Source organism: Dapis brunnea BLCC-M229, from assembly GCF_050015995.1.
Taxonomy (GTDB): domain Bacteria; phylum Cyanobacteriota; class Cyanobacteriia; order Cyanobacteriales; family Microcoleaceae; genus Trichodesmium.
The window spans coordinates 922-5,354 of sequence record NZ_JBNHEP010000283.1 but is presented as its reverse complement, the minus strand read 5'-3'; the positions used below and the strand labels follow the sequence as shown (position 1 = coordinate 5,354).

5 protein-coding genes are annotated in these 4,433 nt (G+C 36.0%); 3 read left to right on the top strand and 2 right to left on the bottom strand.

What is annotated here, in order from left to right:
* Nucleotides 1-214 precede the first annotated feature (214 nt).
* A complete protein-coding gene (locus tag ACP6PM_RS32470; RefSeq protein ID WP_426590981.1) occupies nucleotides 215-1,150 on the bottom strand; it encodes a hypothetical protein in 936 nt (311 codons plus the stop codon).
* Between the two features lie 376 nt (nucleotides 1,151-1,526).
* Here ACP6PM_RS32470 and ACP6PM_RS32465 point away from each other — a divergent pair, with 376 nt between their 5' ends.
* Nucleotides 1,527-2,282, top strand: a complete 756-nt coding sequence (locus tag ACP6PM_RS32465) for a lipoate--protein ligase family protein (protein WP_426590980.1) — start codon at nucleotides 1,527-1,529, stop codon at nucleotides 2,280-2,282.
* Nucleotides 2,283-2,412: 130 nt separating this feature from the next.
* Here ACP6PM_RS32465 and ACP6PM_RS32460 read toward each other — a convergent pair whose 3' ends face one another.
* Nucleotides 2,413-2,565, bottom strand: a complete 153-nt coding sequence (locus ACP6PM_RS32460; protein ID WP_426590979.1) for a hypothetical protein — start codon at nucleotides 2,563-2,565, stop codon at nucleotides 2,413-2,415.
* Between the two features lie 311 nt (nucleotides 2,566-2,876).
* Between ACP6PM_RS32460 and ACP6PM_RS32455 the strand changes: the two genes are divergently transcribed.
* Nucleotides 2,877-3,638 carry a Uma2 family endonuclease gene (locus ACP6PM_RS32455; protein WP_426590978.1) on the top strand — a complete coding sequence of 254 codons (762 nt, stop codon included), beginning with the start codon at nucleotides 2,877-2,879 and terminating at the stop codon, nucleotides 3,636-3,638.
* A gap of 186 nt (nucleotides 3,639-3,824) precedes the next feature.
* Entirely contained in the window at nucleotides 3,825-4,163 is a 339-nt protein-coding gene (locus ACP6PM_RS32450) for a DUF433 domain-containing protein (RefSeq protein ID WP_426590977.1), read from the top strand.
* Nucleotides 4,164-4,433: the final 270 nt, after the last annotated feature.

The following is a 4,433-nucleotide window of genomic DNA, read 5'->3' as shown; positions in this document are numbered from 1 at the left end:
ACATCTCCAGAACAGAAATTAAATATTCCTTTTGTAAAACCCTTGTAGGAAGGTTGTATAGAATATCTCTAAATTCTTTTGTGGAGATCTCTATTAGACATCTCTACAAATAAAAAATTAAATCAATCCCATACGCAGAAACCGTCAATTATTTTCCCCTACTCCCTATTCCCTACTCCCTACTCCCTCTTTTCTGGAGATGTCTATTAGTTATCTATTGATTTATAATAGGTTGCAGTTGTTCAATTAATTCTTTTGAACGCATAACCCGTGCTTCTTCTTTAAGGTGGTAGTGAGTATCAGCAAATAAATTGGAGTCAGTCCACAAATTTAATGATTCTTTGTCATAAATTGTAGGAGCAATTTTGCTTAATTCTTCAGCAGTTTTCTTAACATTCTTCATAGTTTTTTCATCTGTACTACCATAAATCAAAGGTAATGAGATGAGCAAAGTTGCTTCTTTAGCCTCCAACTCCTCTCGAAATTGTTTAATTCGTGCAATTGAATGAGGAGTAATGGGTTTCTTAACTGCCATTTCCCACCACTTACTTTTGCGCTCCCATGTTTTCGTTGGATCGCCCCAGTCTGTAATTGGATCGGCATAGTAGTCTGGAACATAGTCTGGATCTTCTGCCTTCTTTACTATGTCTATAGTAGATTTTGTCAAGCTTCTAAGACTAGGCACACCTAAACCGAAAGTATCTTGGCCAAACTTCTTAGGTGGAATTCCTCCTAATCCTGGTTTTCCAATAGCGAACCCAAAGTAAGTAGAGCGATCGCCTATTCCATCCTCATCTAAGAGCATTAAGTATTCAGGAATTATCAACACAATATCTCCTGGACGAACTTGCTCCAAAATAGTTGGAAAGATTACATTTAGACCCAAATTACCATCCAAGCCAAAGTTAAATACAGGGATACCAAGTTTTTCCCCCATTAGCTGAGAATTAACAGTGTAGTGCGCTCCCGATCCACCAACAATTATTAGTCTTTTTGAATCCTCCAACTCACCAGCTAGTGCGACCTTATTATAGTACATTCCCCGTAACCGACCAATTAGACCGCCAAAATAAACGTTGTAAAAAAAACCAAGAGACCAAGCAAAACTAGCAATAACTAACCAAGGCAGAATTTTTAGTAGGTTCTTCATAAAAATAAAAAATCAACCAATTTATTAGGTATATTGTGAGGGAAGGAATTTCCCAACTCAGTTATCTAGTATAGCGAAATATATTACCTTTCCGCCATCCTTACTATTGAGGGAAGCTGAGGATTTTCACCCAAAAATTTCCTCAAAAATTGATTATATATAAACTTTTACCGAAAAATTAAGGTTTAAAGCCTCTTCTTTAAAGGAGAAAAAAGAAAACAAGTTCCTCTGAATCAATCCTCTTTTTTTTAATAAGAGGTAATAATTAATTATTAGTTGATAGTAATTTTTCAGATTATTGACTTTCTATGATGCCTCAATTAAGAGTAGTCTATTGAGAAGATCGAGAATTACAGAAACTAAATTCGTAATCATTATGTTTTGGCGACTTATTCCCCTACTCAAAACAACCGGAAAATTACAAATGGCAATAGATGAATGGTTGCTAAACCAACATCTCCAAGGAAAAATTCCACCGACTCTCCGCTTTTACACCTGGCAACCAGTCGCCATTTCTCTCGGTTATCATCAAAAACGCTATCCCGAATATTGGCAAAACTTAACTTGGCAAGGCACATCTGTAGATATTGTGCGTCGTCCTACTGGTGGGAGAGCTGTTTTGCATCAGGGAGATTTAACTTATAGTCTAATAACTTCTGGTTTTAGTGGCAGTCGCATAGAGTCTTATCAAGCTATTTGTGAATTTTTAATCCAGGGGTGGCGATCGCTCGGCGTTGACTTAGTTTATGGCAGTGCGGGAAGAGGCTATATTAACAACCCAAACTGTTTTGGAACTTCTACAGGTGCAGATTTAATCTTACCTAATGGGAAAAAATTAATCGGTAGTGCGCAATTGAGAAAAAAAGGAGCAATATTACAACATGGTTCTATGATTTTAGCACCTGATGTTGAGTTTTTTAGTTATGTTTTTAACTCTCAACCATCCCCGGTCGTTTCTGATATTTCTACATCTTTTTTATCTGCAAATGATAGGGGAGAAGGTTTGATTAATCAGATTATTGAAGCGTTAATTATAGCAGCTAGTGAATGTTTTAAAATTCAGTTAATTACTGAACCTTTATCAGATAAAGAATGGATAGAAATCCATAATTTTGCCAATACTAATTACTGAACCTTTATCAGATAAAGAATGGATAGAAATCCGTAATTTTGCCAATACTAATTTATGATTTTTTTTAAACTTTTTCTGAATTTATATGATGTCTAGTTCAGAAGTTGGACAAAGGGAGAAAGACAAAAATTTATCTTAACTGCACCCGTCCTTTAACAACAGAACGCAACAATCTATCAACGCTGCAACGATCCTCTTCACTTATAGAATCATCTAACATAGCAGCCATAAGGCCATAACGGTCTAATTGAGTGAGAGAAGAATTGTCAGCAACAGAGGCCATTATTTCATTGATTGCACCAGGGAGTAATTTAACTTGAAGCATGGGACTTACCTTGAACTCTATACTTTAATTATCTTTCGTTTTTTTCTTTATAGTGGTGACTTATAGTTGAAGTCGAGAGTGATTTTTCGATATTAGGAGAGTGAGTTATTCTACCACCACAAAGTGAAGTACATAAGCAATTTTTGTGACCAATATCACCCTCCCTAGACGCGATGGAATATAGCGCTACACACAAGTCAAAACTCAAAAGTCAAAAGTTAAAAATAATCCCTGACTGAGTTTGAGTATTTATAAGTGTACTAACCATAATGCCTAGTGCTATAAGACTTCCATCAAAAGTTAGCGATCGCCTGAATATTATAGAACTAATACAATTTATTCTTGAAGAAGTCTGCTGGATCAGGACAGACCATAAATATTTGATGGAAACAAATCAACCGGACTACTCGACTCACAATATTTTATTTAGATATAATTATCCATATAAAAGTGAAGAACTAATAACTATGGAATTAGCTACTGCATTTATTTCAACCACAGATTATCTGGAAGGGGAAAAAATTAGTCCTATTCGCCATGAATATCTTGGTGGTCAAATATTCGCTATGTCTGGCGGTAGTGAAGAACATAACCGCATTGCTTTAAATATTGCTAGTCTTTTACGCTTTCATCTACGGGAAAGCGGATGTAAAACTTTTATTGCAGAGATGAAGGTTAAAATTGCCATTGCGGAAAATAGCTCGGATATTTTTTATTATCCGGATGTGATGGTAACTTGTGACCCCCAAGATACGGAAAAATATTACAAGAGTTTTCCTTGTTTAATTGTTGAGGTACTTTCCCCTTCTACCCAAGATTTAGACAGACGAGAAAAACGTTTGAATTACCAAAGTTTAGCAAGTTTGCAAGAGTATGTATTGGTTTCTCAAACAGAAATGAAAGTAGAAATTTATAGTCCGTCAAAAGTTGGTTATTGGTCTAGGAAAAGTTTAGGTAAAGAAGATTATTTAGAGTTAAATTCAGTGGGATTAACTTTAACAATGGCTGATATTTATGATGAAGTTTTATAGCTTTTAAGCATTCAGCTATCAGCATTCAGTATATTAGTAGTAACACAGGCATCTTAACCTATTATATTTATTAATTCCGCTAGGATTGGTGTAATTAGATATTGTAGGGGCGAATGGCCATTCGCCCTTTAACAGAAGTTTTGAACAGTTGTCGGATTTTGGGCAAATTTAGACAAGGACTAACAAATGCAATTAGAAGATTATTTTGAGTTTCTGACACCGGAGGATATTCGAGTTAAAGGAACGCGGATCGGTATTGAGAATATTCTTTACGAATACGTTGTTAACAATAAGACGGCAGAAGAAATTGCCGAACTATTTAATACTCTTAGCTTAGAGCAAGTTTATGCCACAATTTTGTATTATTTGCGCGATCGCGAAGCCATAGGACAATATTTAGATAATTGGTTGGACTATACGAATAAAGCTCAAGCTGAATTCGATCGCCATCCTCCACCTTTTGTAGCGAAGGTACTGAGGTGGAAGTTGGAACGTCTAACTCAAGTTGAGGGTGCGTCTAAATAATGGCAATTAAATATTTGCTTGATGAAAATTTGCCTCCTTAGCAAATAGAGATTGCTTCGGGGAGTATTAAGGATTTTCCCAAAAGTTTAACTTGTTTAGTGCCGCCTCGCAATGACAAGTTGCTATTGTCATTGCGAGGGGGGTGGGAAAGAATTAGATTCCTGGTTTGGTCATTATTCCCCCCCGTGGCAATCTCCTCAAATAGAGATTGCTTTGGGGAGTATTAAGGATTTTCCCAAAAGTTTAACTTGTTTAGTGCCGCCTCGCAAT